Genomic DNA, 15,357 nt, shown 5'->3' on the forward strand with positions numbered 1-15,357 from the left:
CGACGAACGATTGCATGATCACGGCGGGTGAGGGAGTCGGGGTGAGACGGGCGGCGCCGCGGGAGGTGGGGTCAGAAGGTGATCGTCCAGCCTTCGGCGCTCGCCTGGTCACGGGTGTAGGAGACGCCGTGGACCTTCAGGCCCGCCGGGTCCAGCAGGGTGATCGCACCGCCGTCGTTGCCGAGCTGGAGCGCGCCGCCGACCCCCAGCGCCACGGTCGCCCCGGCCGCCAGGCCGCCGGCCTCCAGGGTCAGTGCCCGCTGCCGGCGGTCGACGAGCCGCCAGCCGGTCAGGTCCACCGGCTCCGGGGAGGCGTTGAGCAGCGTGACGGTCTCGGCCTCGGGGCCGGGCCCGGCCGGGTTGACCAGTGCCGCGACGATCCGCACCGGCGCCCTGCCGGGGACCGGCTGCGGCAGAGGGGTGCTGAGGGCGTGCCCGGTGACGTCGTCGGTGTGCCAGGCCTGGGACTGGAAGGCGAGGAAGACCGCCACCCAGCGGGACTCGCCGGGGAACCGCAGGAGCAGCGCGCCGTCCTGCCAGACCCCGTCGTCGCTCCGGAACCGGCCGGTGTTGCCCTGATTCATGTGGATGTCGTGGACGCCGTTGCCGGGCCGGAAACCGAAGATCTTGTCCGGGGTGCCCGGCTCGGGACCCCAGCGCTGCCCGAACGCGTAGACACCGGCGGCGGGATCGGAGATCGCCCGCTCCACGTAGTGGTCGAGCAGGTCCGCGAGGTCGTTGTCGGGGCCCGGCAGATCGGGCGGCAGCGGGCGCAGCTGACCGGGATCGAAGAGGTTGCCGCGGATGTAGTCCAGGGCCGCGCCGCCCGGCCGCGACTCCAGTGGCGTCCAGCCCGCGCCCACCTCGGGCAGCGTCCCGGTGAGCGGATGCCGGAAGTCCTCGATGGCGGCGTACAGCAGCTCGGACGGCGCCTGCTGGGACTGGACGTTGACCGCGATCCGGTAGTGGGCGTCGGTGTCGTCGGTCAGCTCGATCTGAAAGTGCGGGGTGTCCTTCGACCCCTCCCTGAGCCGGTCCACGGCCCGTCCCGCCAGTACCCCGTAGGCCCGCAACGGCATGGTTCGCCCCTCTCCCCGCCCCCGAGGCCGAATACCCGGCTCATGACTCCTATGTCGGGCTTCAGGCTAATCCTGTGACCGGCCGCGGACGATCGTTTCGGCCGGATGGGCATGCACGGGTGCGCGGGAGCCCCTCAGAAGCCCCTCAGAAGCCCCTCAGAAGCCCGTCAGGAGGCCTCACGAGGACGTCAGGAGGACGAGGCGTCGCCGTAGACGGGGCTGTGCCGCTGGACCGCGGCGGCCAGCTGGTCGGCCAGCTCCCCCGCGTCCAGCCGCTTCTCGATCTGCCGCAGATCCTCGATCTTGGCCCGGGTCTCGGCCCGACGCGGCGCCAGCAGGCTGCAGCAGTCCTCGTCCGGCAGCTCGGAGATGGACAGCGTGTGGATCCGGCGGGCCTCGTCCATGATCTCGAGCTTGTCCATGCCGACGAGGGGCCGCAGGATCGGCAGCTCGACGGCGTCGTCGAGGGCGGTGATGTTGGTGAGCGTCTGGCTGGCCACCTGGCCGAGCGAGTCACCGGTGACCAGCGCCGCCCCGCCGAGGGTGTGGGCGAGGCTCTCCGCGGTCTTCAGCATGAGCCGGCGCTGCGCGATGATCTGCAGCCGGTCCGCCCCGGACGACTTGATCTGCTGCTGCGCCTTGCCGAACGGCGAGACGTACAGCTTCGAACCGCCCTGGAACCGGTCCAGCTCGCGGACCAGCGCGTACGCCTTGTAGATCGACTCGGGGCCGGTGAACGGCATGCCGGAGAAGTGCAGGAAGTCGACGCGGAGCCCGCGGCGCATCATGCGGTACGCCGCCACCGGCGAGTCGATGCCGCCGGACATCAGCACCAGCGCCCGGCCGCTCGTGCCGACCGGCAGGCCGCCCTGCCCGCGGATCCCGTCGGTGTAGACGAACACCTCGTCGCGGTCGACCTCCACCGAGACGGTGATCTCCGGGGCGCCGAGGTCGACCGGCAGGCCGAACCGCTCCTGCACCGCGGTGCCGATCCGGATGTTCAGATCGGACGAGGTGATCGGGAACCGCTTGTCCCGCCGCCGGGCCCGTACCGCGAACGCGGCCTTGCGGGGCAGCGCGGGATGCCCGGCGATCAGGTCGAGCGCCGCCTGCACGGTCGGCTCGACCTCCTTGGCCACCCGCCAGGCACGGTGCACCCAGACGATGCCCATGACGTCGGCCAGCCGGCGGGCCACCGACTCGACGTCGGCCTGCTCGCGGCTCTCGGTGCGGACCACGATGACCCCCTGGCGCTGGGCCAGGTGGACCGGGATGCCGAGGCTCTTGACCGCCGCCCGGATGTTGTTCTGCAGGCGCCGCTCGAACTGCTCCCGGTTTCTGCCCTTCAGGACGAGCTCGCCCAGCTTGAGCAGCACACACGGCTCGCCGGCGACGAGCGGCCGCAGCGGCGAGCGATCGGTCGCGGAATCGAGCATGGGCATGCGGGAACCTCCTGGGGACCTGGCAACGGCATCTTCCAGTGTCGCCTACGCGGGCCACCACCGCGACCAGTGCGGAGTGCCCGCCGGAACGAAGCAGGCCCCCTCCCGCCGCTCGGAGGGGGCCGTGCAGGAAGTGGAGGATCAGCTGTCGCGGAGCTTGCGGCCCTGGGCGTCGGTCCCGCCGTTGACCAGGATCATGATCCCGTCGACCAGCGGCCAGATGCCGCCGATCCCGCAGGTGAGCCAGGTCGCCGCGATCTGACCGACCGCGAGGCCGGTGTGACCGGTGTAGAAACGGCCGGCGCCGAAACCGCCGAGCAGGATCTGCAGGAGCCCGGCGACCATCTTGGTCTTGTCCGAGAGAGGCTCACCCGTGACGGGGTCCACGCCGTACGCGGAGCCGTGCGGCACCGGGGAGTAGCCGCCCTGCTGGGGGTATCCGGGCTGCTGCTGGTACCCCTGCTGCTGCTGGGGGTAGCCGGGCTGCTGGCCGTACGAGGGGGGTTGGTTCGACCCGTAGTTCGGGTCCTGAGGAGGAGGCGTAGTCATGGAAGGAGACGTTAGCGAAAAACCAGGGGTGGAGGCGGCCCGGAAAGCTGTATATCCAGCATCAATCACCACAAAGAATGCGGCCCGCGACAGAACGTCGCGGGCCGCCGATGATCTGCGGACGGTCAGCCGAAGAAGACCTCGGCCTCCTTGTAACGCTCCGGGGGCACGGTCTTGAGCTTGTCGGTGGCCTGGCTCAGGTCCACCCGGACGATGTCGGTGCCGTGCAGGGCGACCATCTTCCCGAAGTCGCCGACGTGCACCGCCTCGACGGCGTGCAGGCCGAACCGGGTGGCCAGCACCCGGTCGAACGCGGTCGGCGTGCCGCCCCGCTGGATGTGGCCCAGCACGGTCGTGCGGGCCTCCTTGCCGGTGCGCTTCTCGATCTCCCGGGCCAGCCACTCGCCGATGCCGCCCAGCTTGACGTGGCCGAACGAGTCGAGCTCGCCGTCGCGCGTCTCCATCTGGCCGTCGAGCGGGTGGGCGCCCTCGGCCACCACGATGATCGGCGCGTAGCGCGTCTTGAAGCGGCTCTCGACGTACTCGCAGACCTTCTCGATGTCGAAGGGCTGCTCCGGGATCAGCACCACGTTGGCGCCGCCGGCCATCCCCGCGTGCAGCGCGATCCAGCCGGCGTGCCGCCCCATGACCTCGCAGATGAGCGCCCGGTGGTGGCTCTCGGCCGTGGTGTGCAGCCGGTCGATGGCCTCCATGGCGATCCCGACCGCGGTGTCGAACCCGAAGGTGTAGTCGGTGGCGTTGAGATCGTTGTCGATCGTCTTCGGCACGCCGACGATCTTGACGCCCTGCTCGTGCAGCTGGCGCGCCACGCCCAGGGTGTCCTCGCCGCCGATGGCGATGAGGGCGTCGACGCCGAGCCCGGCCAGGTTGTCCTTGATCCGCTCGATGCCGCCCTCGACCTTGAGCGGGTTCGTCCGGGACGAGCCCAGGATCGTGCCGCCGCGCGGCAGGATCCCGCGCACGGCCTGGACGTCGAGCGCGACGGTGTCGCCCTCGAGCGGGCCGCGCCAGCCGTCCCGGAAGCCGACGAACTCGTATCCGTAGACCTGGACGCCCTTACGCACGACAGCGCGGATGACGGCGTTCAGGCCAGGGCAGTCGCCGCCTCCGGTCAGCACTCCGACGCGCATGTATTCCTCCCCAGAATTCACCCGGCCAGACTAGTGGCGCGGGTACCCTCACACCGGGCATTGCGCCGATCATCCGGCGCGCCGCGAACCGTTATTGGTCTAGACCATAGACGGTCAGCGGGCCCGGCGGGCGAACGGACGGTGACCGTGCACTGTCCGGACCCGGCCCAGGACGCCGACGGCCACGCCACCGGGGAAGCGCGCCACCGCGATCCCGCGCCGCCGGCGGGGCTCGCCCCCGGCCCCGCGCGCCCAATAGGCCTCGCAGACGGCCAGCTCGGCGCGGGCCTCCGGGGTCAGCGACCCGCGGTGGGCGCGGGCGAAGTCCCAGCCGTCCCGCCAGGATCCCCGGGTGGGCAGCGCCGACGCCCATCCGGCGAAGACGCCCGGCCACCCCGGGCCGTAGGACCGGGCCAGCTCCGGCCATGCCCGGGCGACCTCACCGGCCCGCTTGCGCAGCAGCGCCCGGGCCGCCGCGCCGACCCGTACGGCGTCGAAGCCCGCGGGCAGCGGGGCCCCCGCGACCAGCGCGGCCACCAGCGCCTCCTGGGCGAGGCGCAGTTCGTCCTGGGCGCTCATGTCACCGCGGCCAGCCCGGCGGCGCCGGCGATGGCGTCGAGCTCGGACCGCAGGTCGGCGGCGGGCGGGTAGGCGCCGTCGCGCTCCAGCAGGAGTCCCCGCGGCGGCCGGCGCGCGCACAGCTCCCGGACCAGGTCCAGCACCTCGGCGCGGACCGGGTCGGTGTGGGTGTCGTGGTAGAGACCGTCGTGCTCGGCTCCGCCGGCCACGTGCACGTAGGCCACCCGCTCCAGGGGCAGCGCGCCGAGCAGTTCCAGCGGGTCCTCGCCCCGGTTGCGGGCGTTGGCGTAGAGGTTGGCCACGTCGAGCAGCAGCAGCGCGTCCGTGCGGTCCAGCAGCTCGGTGAGGAAGGCGGCCTCGCCGTACTCGGCGTCGGGCCAGTCGAACAGCGCGGCGATCGGCTCGATCGCCAGCGGCACCGGCAGCTCCGCGCAGGTGCGCCGGATGTTGGCGGTCAGGGCGTCGAGCGCGGCGCGGGTGCGCGGCACCGGCAGCAGGTGCCCCGCCTCCAGCCCGCCGGCCCGGACGAAGGCGATGTGCTCGCTGACCAGCGGGGCGCCCGTCAGCTCGGCGCAGGAGGCCAGATGCGCGACGCGGCCCGGATCGACCGGGTCGGCGCCGCCCAGGGACAGTTTCACCCCGTGCGGCACGACCGTGACCCCGCGGTCCCGCAGGGCCAGCAGCTCCGGATGCGGGTGGTGCAGCGACTCGGCGATGACCTCGGTGAAGCGCAGGCCGGGCAGCCCGGCGACGAACCCCGCGATCTCCGGCCGCCAGCCGATGCCGACGCCCAGCTCGGGCAGGTTCATCCTCCGCACCCGCCGCCGCCTCCGCAGGACGACGACGAGCCGCACGAGCTGGAGCTGCCGCAGGAGCTCGAACTCGAACACGAACTGCTGGAGCTGCTCCAGGAGGACCCCGACGACCCGGAGGAGATGCCGAGGCCGCGCTGGACCTCGGAGGCCTGGGCGAAGGCCGGGTCGATGCTGTAGAGCGCCGCCCCGCCGAACAACGCCACGCCGAGCGCGGCTCCCGTCGGGCCGTACGTCGCCCAGGACGGCGACATCGAGGGGCTCAGGACCCGGTTGCGGATCATGGCCGCCGACAGCGCCCGGCGTCCGGAACGGGTGGCCTTCGGCACCGTGGCGACCAGGCAGAGCCACACCACTGCCACCAGGAGGACGGCGACGACCAGGAGGGTGACCGGCTTGCCGTTCTGCAGGCCCGCCCAGATCCGGGCGGCCCCGACGGCGAACAGCAGGGCGAGCGGCACGGCGGCGAACCGGGCCCGCGCGCGTCCGGACGGGTCGGTGAGCAGCCCGGCCCGGATCAGCCCGTCCTCCAGGTCGTCCAGCGCCTGCCGCACCGCCGGATGCCGGGGCAGCGCGCGGACGTTGATGTCCGGGCTCTCGCCGATGGCCCGCAGGATCCCGTCGTCGAGGGGGGTGAGGGTCATGCGCGGCTGGGCGATGAGCTGGAACCGCCCCGAGCCGGCCGCGGTGATCACCTTGGCGGAGTACAGGGCGGCCAGGGAGGCGGCGATCGCCCGCCCGGGGCCGTCCCCGAGGAAGGCCGCCTCGTAGGGGTGGAGGTCGCGCTGCGCGCGCCGCCCCCGCAGGACCGCGAACCGCAGCATCAGCGACAGCGCGAACAGCACCACGAAGGCGAGGAAGTACAGACCCAGGAAGGACGGACCGGGGATCCCCCAGGTGTCGCCGGAAGCGGCCATGACCATCGTTGACTCCATCTGAACGTCATGTGGCCGGATTCGGCCTCCCACTATGACGCGGCCGGGAGCCGAAGGGTTCTCGGGTTTCCGCGCCTTCCCACCGCTCAGCGCCCTGCCGGGCGCCGGGGCCGCGTGCGGAGGGGCGCCCCGTCACCGGCTCCGGCTCCGGCCCGCCGGCCGGCCCGGCGGCCGCTGCGCGCGGGTGTACCGGGAGGTGGCGCGGGCGAGACGGCTTTTCATTCCCGGTCAAGACCTTGTTCGATGGCATATCTGACCAGTTCAACCCGGTTGTGCAACTGCAGTTTGTTAAGAGTGTTCTGCACATGGTTCTGCACTGTGCGGTGGGACAGCACCAGCCGCTGGGCGATCTGTTTGTAGCCCAGCCCCTTGGCGACCAGCCGCAGCACCTCGGTCTCCCGCTCGGTGAGCCTGGGCGCGTGCTCATCCGCCCTGCTGGGGGCCGCCGCCAGCCGGCGGTACTCGCCCAGGACCAGCCCGGCCAGCCCGGGAGTGAACACGGCGTCCCCGTCCGCGGTGCGGCGCACGGCGTCGAGGAACTCGCTCCGGCCCGCGGACTTGACCAGGTAACCGGTCGCCCCCGCCTTGACCGCCTCGAGCACGTCCTCCTGCTCGCCGCTGGCCGAGAGCACCAGGACCCGCACGGCGGGCTCCGCGGCGGCGAGCCCGCGGGCGACCTCCACCCCGCTGATGTCGGGAAGCTGCAGGTCGACCACCGCCACCTGGGGCCGGGCCGCCGCCGCGATCCGCAGCGCCGTACGGCCGTCGCCGGCCGTGGCCACGACGTCGTACCCCGCCTCCGCGAGGTCGCGGGCGACCGCCTCCCGCCACATTGGGTGATCGTCCACGACCATTACTCGAACCGCACTATCCGTCACGATCGGCATGTTAAGCCTCACCCTTCGCACAACTTGACAAAATCGGCAAGCGAAATCCCGGCGAGACCGAACCGCAATCTGGTCGTAATAGGCATTTGCGTTCATACTCACAGAAGGAGCAGCCCTTCGGAGGTCTCGTGGTGAGAGGCGCTGTGCGCGCGATTCTCGTTGTCCTTCTGTTCGTGTTGCTGGGCTCGGCGTGCGGCTCCCCCGGCTACACCTATGTCAAGAGCTCCAAGAACAAGACCTACTTCAAGGTCCCCGCCGGCTGGCACAAGATCGATGACGAGGCGCTGACCAAGCTGCTCAGCGGCGATCCCGACTCGGCCACCGCCCAGGCCCAGAAGCGGCTCGTCTGGACGGTGGCCTACGACGCGGCCAAGGAGCCGTCGGTCCTGCACCTGACCGGCCTGCCCTCCGACGACCCGGTGGTGCTGGCGATGGTGCGCCCGTTGAGCCAGGCAGAGCAGGGCCAGGTCTCGCTGGACGCGCTGCGCAACCTCGGCGGGACCGTCACCGCCGACGCCCGGGAGGCCGCCGCGCAGCAGGGCTCGGCGGACGAGAGCTTCGAATGGCTGCGGGACCAGGTGCTCAGACCCGGGCACGGGCTGCGTGGCGTGCGAGAGGTCTACAACACCTCACCGAACCCGGTCAGCGGCCTGCTGACCACCGACAGAACCGTGCTCGCCAGTGACGACGGACGTTTGTACCTCTTCGTCATCCGCTGCTCGGCCCACTGCTACCGGACCCGCGCGAGCGAACTCGATGCGATCGCGCGCTCGTTCACGGTGAGGAACCGCCCATGATCTTCCGTCGCAAGAAGACCGACCAGCCCGACGACCAGCCGATCATGGACACGACGGAAGCCGCCGAGCACCCGGAGGGCCTGCGGCCGCCGGACGACGCGCCGCACGGCGGCGACGAGACCCGGCGCAAGCGGCTCTCTCTGTGGGATCGCTCCAAATACCTGCTGCTGCTCACCGTCGTATGGTTCGCCCTGGTCTGGGCGTCGATGGCGGACGATCCGCTGCTGCCGTTCGGTGACGCCATGCGCATCCAGACCCGGACGGGCTGGTGGGTCTTCGCCGTCGGCGGGATCGAGCTGCTCCGGCAGATCCATTTCCTGGTCAGCGAGCGCTGGTCCCGCTACCACCTGTTCTGGACCAGGCGGGTCTTCGGCGGATTCGAGCGCTTCAGCCACCGGCGCTTCAGCGCCTGGACCCGGTTCCGGCTCTGGCGGGCCTTCGCCTGGGTGTTCTGGATCGCCGTCTTCGCCGTGGTGGCGGGCAGGCTGCTGCACACCTCGCCGCCGCTGGCGCTGTTCCAGGCGCCGGCGCTGCTGTGGCAGGCGATGCCGCTGCTGATGCAGCTCGCCTTCGCGTTCTTCTTCGTCGTCTTCCAGTTCGTCGGGCTGTTCTGGTTCCTGTCCCGCGGCGGTATCGACGTCTACTACCCCGACGACATCAAGACCCGGTTCACCGACGTCTGGGGCCAGGACCACGTCGTCGAGCGGGTCAAGGAGAACATCGTCTTCCTGGAGCGGCCGCTGGAGATCGAGGAGAAGGGCGGGTACGTGCCCGGCGGGCTGCTGCTGTGGGGACCTCCGGGCACCGGCAAGACGCTCATGGCCGAGGCGGTGGCGGGCGAGACCGGCAAGCCGTACGTCTTCGTGGACCCCGGCGCGTTCATCCAGATGTTCTTCGGCATCGGGGTGCTCAAGGTCAAGTCGCTGTTCCGCAAGCTGCGCAGGCTCTCGCTCCGCTACGGCGGCGTGATCGTGTTCTTCGACGAGGCCGACTCCCTGGGCCGCCGCGGCGCACTGGCCCAGGCCGGGCCGCCCGGCCAGGCGGGGCTGTCCCCCGCCGCCGCCTTCCAGCGGGCGGGGTGCAACGGCACCGCCTACCTCTCCTCCGACCTGCGGTGGACGCTCGCCCGCACGGCGCTGTCGCCCGGCCCGGCCGACCTCGCGGCGGAGCCGCCGGAGCCAGGCCGCAGCCGGTTCGTGGCGGGCGCCGGCATGGGCGGCGGCGGTGGCGACATGGGCACCCTGCAGGCCCTGCTCACCGAGCTGTCCGGCCTGAAGAAGCCCCGTGGCCTGGTGAACCGGTACGTCCGCCGGCTGGTGGGGATGCGGCCCAAGCCGCCGCCGAAGTACCGCATCCTCGTCATGATGGCGACCAACATGCCCGAGTCGCTGGACGAGGCGCTGTTGCGCCCCGGCCGCATCGACCGCATCTACAAGGTCGGCTACCCCTCCAAGCCCGGCCGGGTCCGCACCTACCAGGGCTACTTCTCCAAGGTCCGGCACGAGCTCACCGACGAGCAGATCGACAAGCTCGCGACGATCACTCCGTACGCCACCGGCGCGACCATCAAGGACCTCGTCAACGAGGCGCTGATCACCGCGATCCGGGACGGCCGGGAGGTCATCGGCTGGGCGGACGTCATGCACGCCAAGCGGCTCAAGCAGCTCGGGCCGCCCGAGGACGTGGAGTACATCGAGCGGGAGCGGCACGCGGTCGCGGTGCACGAGGCGTGCCATGCCGTCATGGCCTACCGGACCCGCCGGCACCTGGAGATCGACATCGCGACGATCGAGAAGGGCAGCGACTATCTGGGCATGGTCGCCAGCGTGAAGCCGGAGGACCAGTTCACCCGGTGGCGCAGCGAGTACGAGGCCGACATCCTGGTGTCGCTGGCGTCACTGGCCGGTGAGCGGATGTTCTTCGGCCAGGACAGCTCCTCCGGGGTGTCCGGCGACCTCGAGTCGGCGACCACCGTGGCCTCGCTGATGGAGGCCCTCTGGGGCATGGGCAGCGGCATCTCCTCGCTGACCGCGCTGCAGGCGCTGGGCATCGCGGCGGGCAACCCCCAGGCCCGGGCCGGCCGCCGCGGCATCGGCTTCGGCGCCGTGCCGAAGGCGGCCGACGACCGGGCGGGAGCGGGCAACCTCGGCGAGCGGATCGAGGTGCTGCTGGGGACGCTGCTGGACCGTGCCGCGCAGATCCTGACCGAGAACCGGCACGACGTGCTCGCGCTGGCCCACGCGCTGGAGACGCACAAGACCCTGACCGGCGACGACGTCATCGCGGTGCTCGAGAGACGGCCGGGACCGCTGATCGACGGGACGCTCTACCAGGGGTCGCGGCTGGCGGCCGAGCTGGAGAGCTACCACGAGGCCGCCGTGTCCGCCCACGCGGGGCACACCAACGTGCAGCTCAGCCTGCCCCCCGTGCCGGAGGGCGAGAAGCCGCAGAACACGGGCGACGGGGTGGCCGCCGCCCGCACCTGATCAGCTGGCCTGGGCGGAGGGAGTCGGCTGCGCCGGCACCGGTGCCGTGGGAGCCGGCTGCACCGGCACCGGCACCCGGTACATCGGCATCTTCCCCGGACGGTTGCCGTACCAGCCGGGCCCGGGCGGCATGCCTCCGCCCTGGCCGCGGTACCGGCTGTACGGGCCGTCCCCGCGCATGAACGGGCCGGCGTGCCGGCCGTAGTCCGCGTAGCGGCCGTGATGGTGGTCGTCGCCGATCACCGCGTCCGCCGCGGCCACCACCACGCCACCGACGAGCCCGCCGATCAGGCCCGCCGCGAGCAGCTGCACCGGACGCCGGGCGCCCACCCTGCGCAGACGTTCCCGGCGGCTGGGGCCGGTCGCCGCCGCCGGTGCCGCCTCGGGCGCCGCCTCGGCGGGCGGCGGTGGTGACGATGACGCCACCGGCCGGTCCGCGGGGTCGCCCGGCGGCCCGGCCGGCCCCTGCTGAATCTCGTCTGCCACGATTCCTCCTCGTCACCGCCGATGTTGCGGCCCCATCATGCGCTAGTCCGCTTAAATCCCTCGTAAGGTGCATTTTTGGCCAGGTCGGGCGAGTCGGGGCCGTCCGTCCTTTATCAAGTTGCTGACAACTCCGGGCGGAAAAGCCTGCGGCCGGGCACATTACTTACCGCGCCGGTTCGGCCATGATTTCCTCCGGCAGATCCACGCAGGCTCCCGGGCGTCCTGATCGATCGGTCCGGACCAGGCACGCCTTCACCTCCCTGAGCCCCTGGTGCGCATGCGCAACGTGTGTCCGTAGTGGAGGTGTGTTCGGTGACCGCACGGCCAGTGCCCGATGAAGTCCTCCTGGCGGAGGCCATCCGCGCCGAAGAGGAGGCCGCCCAGGCGGCCGGCTCCGACGCGTCGCCTTCCCCGGGCGGATCCGCCTCCGCGCGGAGCGGCCCTCCCCCGGACAGAGCCGGGCGCCGCCGCGCCAGGCGGTGGGTCCCGATCGCCGCGGCCCTCGCCGCCTGCGCCGGGATCGCCTACCTCGTCCTGTTCGTGCCCGCGCCCCGCTACGGCGGCGGACCGCGGGATCCCGCCTCGCAGGCGGCCGCGCCGACGAGCGGCGCCCTGGCACCACCGCAGACCGGTGCCGCCTCACCGGTCCCGTCGCCCTCCGAGTCGTCGTCCTCGTCCACGGCGAGCCCTTCCCCGGAGGTCACCCCGACGGCTCCCCCGGCGCAGCCGGTGCCGGACCGTCCGACCAAGGCTCCCGCGCCGGGCGGCACGTCCGGAACCCGCCGCGGGACCCTCGCGGTGGGCGACGCGGGATGCCGGAACGTCGGCGCCGCCGGTCTGCCGAGGAGCTGCCGCCTCACCCTCACCGCGCGCGGAGGCACCGTCCGGTGGTCGGTCACCGCGATCGACCCGGGCATCGCCCGGGTCAGGGCCTCGGGCGGCGGCACCCTGTCCAGTGGCCGGTCCACGACCGTGACCGTCGTCGTCAGCCCGACCATCGGCTGCTACATCCGCGGCCGGGGCACCGCCACCATCGGCTTCTCCCCGGGCGGCACCGCCACGGTCACCTACGCCTGCTGGCACGTCTGACGGCGCTCCCTGCGTCGCCCCTGGCCCGCGCCCGCCCGCGCCGGTCCACGCCCCGCCCGTGCCGTTCCGCGCCGTTCCACGCCGTTCCACGCCGTTCGGCGCCGTTCCGCGCCCGGCCCGCGCGATCGGCGCCCGGCCCGCGCGGTCGGCGTCCGGCCGGTGGCGGTCCGCGCCCGGTTCACCCGGCCGGGACGCTCATCTCGATCTCGGTGCCCTCGCCCGGGGCCGAGGTGATGGCGACGGTGCCGCCGAGGTCGCGAACGCGGCCGCGGATGGACTGGGCGATGCCGAGCCGGCCGTCCGCGGCGGCCTCGGCGGTCCGGCCCGGCGGGATGCCCGGCCCGTCGTCGCGGATGCTCACGGTGACGGTCTCCCCCGCCTGCTCCACGAGCACCCACGCCCGGGTGCCGGAACCGCAGTGCCGTGCCACGTTGTCCAGTGCCGCGCCGACGGCGGCCTGGAGCTCCCTGGCCGTCCGCCCCGGCAGCCGCACCGGCGTGGCGGGGGCCGACACGGTCACCGTCATCGACGAGTAGCCCTGCAGCAGCCCGCGCAGATCGGCCTGCCCGCCGGGGTCGCCGGACGGGTCCGGTGCCCCGATGAGCGCCCGCAGGGCGGCCTCCTGCTCCCCGGCGAGCCGTCCCAGCTCCGCCGCCTCACCGCCGAGCTCGCCGCCCCTGCGCTGCACGAGGGTGAGCACCTGCAGGACCGAGTCGTGGATCCGCCGGGCCAGCCGCTCCCGTTCCCGGGTGGCGGCCTCGACCTCGATCGCCTGGGCCAGCCTGGCCTCCGCGTCGATGCCCAGCTTGGCCACGTGCCCGACCACCACCCCGGCCATGAACACCAGGACGATCCCGTTGAAGGTGCTCGGCGTCGGCCGGAAGCCGAGCCCGGCCAGGCCGGGCACGCTGACGCCGGCGACACCGATCACGGCCGCCGCCACCGTGCCGCGGCGCTTGCCGCCCGAGACGGCCCAGGCCAGCACGGCGCCTGCGACCCAGGCCGCCGTCAGGGTGGGCGCCCCCCGGTGCAGCCGGTCCGCGGTCTCGACCCAGGTCGTGGACAGCAGGCAGCCCGCCGCGACGGCGAGGTCGGCCACCAGCAGCCGCCAGGTCCGGCGGGACGGCGCCCGGTAGGCGTGGACGGCGTAGCCGGTCCAGCCCGCCATCACGGCGAGGACGGCCCACCCACCGGCCGGATGCCGGTACGCGGACGAGTGCGGCACGATGAGGGCCGCGGCGTAGACCAGCGCCACCACCCGGAAGACCGCGATCGCCCGCCACAGCGGGACCTCGAATCCCACCGCGGGCTCCGGGGACCGCTCGGCCCGCACCGTGTCCCCGTCAGGTCTCGTCGTCCTCGTCCTCGTCACGCGCGGGCCGGGGGGCCTGGCCGGCCGCCGCCGCCTTGGCGTCGGCGGCGTACACGTCGACGTACTCCTGGCCGGACAGCTCGGCGATGGCGTGCATGATCTGGTCGGTGATCGCGCGGAGCACCTCGCGGTCCTCGTCCTGGCCGTAGTAGCCGGAGAAGTCCATCGGCTTGCCGAAGCGCACCCCGGGCCGTACCCCGATGCGCGGCCAGATCTGGCCGGGGGGCATCAGCTCGAACGTGTTGATCATCGCCATGGGGATCACCGGGGCCTTCGACTCCAGGACGAGCCGGGCCACCCCGGTCTTGCCCCGGTAGAGGCGGTTGTCCGGCGCCCGGGTGCCCTCGGGGTAGATGCCGAGCAGCTTGCCCTCGCGCAGCACCCGCAGCCCCGTGGCGAGCGCCTCCTCGCTGGCGTTGCCGCCCGTACGGTCCAGCGGGATCACTCCCACACCCCTCATGAACCCCTTGCTGATCAGGCCTTTCAGCCCTGTTCCGGTGAAGTACTCGCGCTTGCCGAGGAACACGATCGGGCGCCGCAGCGGGAGGGGGCCGAAGAAGTGGTCGGCGAACGACAGATGGTTGCCGGCGAGGATGGCCGGGCCCTCGGCGGGGACGTTGTCCATCCCCTCGTTCCTCGGACGCCAGATGAGGTAGAGGAACGGCGCCAGGACCCCCTTGACCACCCACCAGAACACGTCGCCACCTTTCTTGTGACGCACTTCCCGTCACGAGCAGAACCGGAGATGATGGGACATCTTCCCATCTCGTGTCGCGCGGACCCACATCCCCATCTCGTCCCCCTGCACCGCGTGCGGCGGATCGGGCCGTAGGCTCAACGTTGAGTGTGTATTTAAGTCGACCGGAGGCCGTCATGCAGCTGACGCCAGGCCGTCCAGGAACGTCGAAGGAGACGACCCGGTGAGCCGCCGCGCTAATGGGCTGTCCGCGGACGCCTACACGCCGCTGATCGACCTCGCCCCGGAGCTGGCCGACACCATGCTGACCGCCCTGCGGGAGGCCGGCATCGCGGCCTACGCCGCGGACGGGGAGATCGCCGAGCCGGACGGGAGCCTCGACCGGCTCTACGTCGACGCCACCATGGAGGCGGCGGCCGAGGGCATCCTGCACGAGCATCTGGCGCGCCTGCGGGAGCAGCGCTCCGGTCAGCCGGGCGGCCCCGCCGGCGGCCTGCCCGACCTCGGGGCGGACGGCACGGCCGGGGGCTCGGGCGCCGCGACGGCGGAACGCGACGAGGACGCCATCTGGGCCGACCTCGTGGCCTCGTTCGACACCACCCCGCAGGACGGCGCCACCCCCTGGCCCGACCAGGAGAACCTCGAGCCCGAGGCCGAGCCGGAGGGCCACGACCGCGAGGGGCGGCTCCCCACCGCGCGGCTGATCAAGTCGGCGGATCCGGACGAGGCCGCCGAGCCGCCCGAGGACGACGACGAGGGCCATTACATCCCGCCGATCCCGCCGCCGCTGCCCAGCGGTGACGCGGTGACCCGGGGGGCGTGGCTGGCGCTGATCGGCGGCCCGCTCTACCTGCTGCTCACGGTCATCCTCGGCTGGGAGGTGCCCGGCTGGGCCGCGTTCACCGCGGTCGCGGCCTTCATCGGCGGATTCGTGGCGCTGGTGCTGCGGATGGGCGACGACCCGCGCGACACCGACGACGGCGCTGTGGTGTGAAG

Annotated in this window: 15 protein-coding genes; 4 read left to right on the top strand and 11 right to left on the bottom strand. The window is 72.7% G+C overall.

Going from position 1 to position 15,357, the window contains the following annotated elements:
* Positions 1–71: 71 nt before the first annotated feature.
* From ACRYCC_RS29140 to ACRYCC_RS29175, 8 genes are all read right to left on the bottom strand, one after another.
* The gene (locus tag ACRYCC_RS29140) at positions 72–1,079 is read right to left on the bottom strand and encodes a DUF2278 family protein (RefSeq protein ID WP_433816917.1); all 1,008 of its coding nucleotides are present in this window, start codon (positions 1,077–1,079) and stop codon (positions 72–74) included.
* Positions 1,080–1,267: 188 nt separating this feature from the next.
* On the bottom strand, positions 1,268–2,521 hold the full coding sequence (gene thiI / locus ACRYCC_RS29145; protein WP_433816918.1) for a tRNA uracil 4-sulfurtransferase ThiI: 1,254 nt from the start codon (positions 2,519–2,521) through the stop codon (positions 1,268–1,270).
* Between the two features lie 141 nt (positions 2,522–2,662).
* Positions 2,663–3,070: a TM2 domain-containing protein gene (locus ACRYCC_RS29150; protein WP_433816919.1), complete on the bottom strand. Its 408-nt coding sequence runs from the start codon at positions 3,068–3,070 to the stop codon at positions 2,663–2,665.
* A gap of 125 nt (positions 3,071–3,195) precedes the next feature.
* A complete protein-coding gene (locus tag ACRYCC_RS29155) occupies positions 3,196–4,221 on the bottom strand; it encodes a 6-phosphofructokinase (RefSeq protein WP_433816920.1) in 1,026 nt (341 codons plus the stop codon).
* Between the two features lie 114 nt (positions 4,222–4,335).
* A complete protein-coding gene (locus ACRYCC_RS29160) occupies positions 4,336–4,800 on the bottom strand; it encodes an SCO6045 C-terminal-like domain-containing protein (RefSeq protein WP_433816921.1) in 465 nt (154 codons plus the stop codon).
* Complete coding sequence (locus tag ACRYCC_RS29165) at positions 4,797–5,609, bottom strand: MbnB/TglH/ChrH family RiPP precursor modification enzyme (RefSeq protein WP_433816922.1); 813 nt, start codon at positions 5,607–5,609, stop codon at positions 4,797–4,799. The genes ACRYCC_RS29160 and ACRYCC_RS29165 overlap by 4 nt, the downstream gene beginning before the upstream one ends.
* Complete coding sequence (locus ACRYCC_RS29170) at positions 5,606–6,535, bottom strand: TIGR04222 domain-containing membrane protein (protein WP_433816923.1); 930 nt, start codon at positions 6,533–6,535, stop codon at positions 5,606–5,608. Before ACRYCC_RS29170 ends, ACRYCC_RS29165 begins: the two co-directional genes overlap by 4 nt.
* A 230-nt stretch (positions 6,536–6,765) precedes the next feature.
* Positions 6,766–7,401 carry a response regulator gene (locus tag ACRYCC_RS29175; protein WP_433817213.1) on the bottom strand — a complete coding sequence of 212 codons (636 nt, stop codon included), beginning with the start codon at positions 7,399–7,401 and terminating at the stop codon, positions 6,766–6,768.
* Between the two features lie 176 nt (positions 7,402–7,577).
* Here ACRYCC_RS29175 and ACRYCC_RS29180 point away from each other — a divergent pair, with 176 nt between their 5' ends.
* Both ACRYCC_RS29180 and ACRYCC_RS29185 read left to right on the top strand, forming a co-directional pair.
* Positions 7,578–8,231, top strand: a complete 654-nt coding sequence (locus ACRYCC_RS29180) for a hypothetical protein (RefSeq protein ID WP_433816924.1) — start codon at positions 7,578–7,580, stop codon at positions 8,229–8,231.
* Positions 8,228–10,717, top strand: coding sequence for an AAA family ATPase (locus tag ACRYCC_RS29185; RefSeq protein WP_433816925.1), 2,490 nt, complete (start codon positions 8,228–8,230; stop codon positions 10,715–10,717). The genes ACRYCC_RS29180 and ACRYCC_RS29185 overlap by 4 nt, the downstream gene beginning before the upstream one ends.
* Here the strand turns inward: ACRYCC_RS29185 and ACRYCC_RS29190 are convergent, their stop codons facing one another.
* The gene (locus ACRYCC_RS29190) at positions 10,718–11,203 is read right to left on the bottom strand and encodes a hypothetical protein (RefSeq protein ID WP_433816926.1); all 486 of its coding nucleotides are present in this window, start codon (positions 11,201–11,203) and stop codon (positions 10,718–10,720) included.
* Positions 11,204–11,515: 312 nt separating this feature from the next.
* On the opposite strand from ACRYCC_RS29190, the gene ACRYCC_RS29195 reads away from it, so the two are divergent.
* On the top strand, positions 11,516–12,292 hold the full coding sequence (locus ACRYCC_RS29195; protein WP_433816927.1) for a hypothetical protein: 777 nt from the start codon (positions 11,516–11,518) through the stop codon (positions 12,290–12,292).
* A 178-nt stretch (positions 12,293–12,470) separates the two neighbouring features.
* On the opposite strand, the gene macS is transcribed toward ACRYCC_RS29195, so the two are convergent.
* Together macS and ACRYCC_RS29205 are read right to left on the bottom strand one after the other, a co-directional pair.
* Positions 12,471–13,595, bottom strand: a complete 1,125-nt coding sequence (gene macS, locus ACRYCC_RS29200; RefSeq protein ID WP_433816928.1) for a MacS family sensor histidine kinase — start codon at positions 13,593–13,595, stop codon at positions 12,471–12,473.
* 40 nt (positions 13,596–13,635) lie between these two features.
* Entirely contained in the window at positions 13,636–14,361 is a 726-nt protein-coding gene (locus ACRYCC_RS29205) for a lysophospholipid acyltransferase family protein (protein WP_433816929.1), read from the bottom strand.
* Positions 14,362–14,584: 223 nt separating this feature from the next.
* Here ACRYCC_RS29205 and ACRYCC_RS29210 point away from each other — a divergent pair, with 223 nt between their 5' ends.
* Positions 14,585–15,355 (top strand): hypothetical protein, encoded by a 771-nt coding sequence (locus ACRYCC_RS29210; RefSeq protein ID WP_433816930.1) that lies wholly within the window; start codon positions 14,585–14,587, stop codon positions 15,353–15,355.
* Positions 15,356–15,357 lie beyond the last annotated feature (2 nt).

Source organism: Actinomadura scrupuli, from assembly GCF_050971785.1.
Taxonomy (GTDB): domain Bacteria; phylum Actinomycetota; class Actinomycetes; order Streptosporangiales; family Streptosporangiaceae; genus Actinomadura_E; species Actinomadura_E scrupuli.